The following is a 223-nucleotide window of genomic DNA, read 5'->3' as shown; positions in this document are numbered from 1 at the left end:
ATGAAGGCACGGTACGGCGTTATCTGGGGTACTGGCAGGCGCTGCTGCGCGGCATGGCGGATAATGCTGACCAGCCGGTACGGTCACTGCCGATGCTGCCGGAGGCGGAGCGGCGGCAGGTGCTGGTTGAGTTTAACCAGACCCGCGCCGACTCCCCTGACGAGGTCTGTCTGCATGCCCTGTTTGAAGCGCAGGCCGCCCGGCATCAGGATGCGGTGGCGCT

Annotated in this window: 1 protein-coding gene; it reads left to right on the top strand. The window is 65.9% G+C overall.

What is annotated here, in order from left to right:
* The coding region (locus NXT09_RS22510) for a hypothetical protein (protein ID WP_268581212.1) at window positions 1-223 on the top strand (223 nt) is incomplete at both ends.

Source organism: Pectobacterium jejuense, from assembly GCF_026800125.1.
Lineage (GTDB): Bacteria > Pseudomonadota > Gammaproteobacteria > Enterobacterales > Enterobacteriaceae > Pectobacterium > Pectobacterium jejuense.
This window is presented reverse-complemented; position numbering and strand designations above follow the sequence as displayed.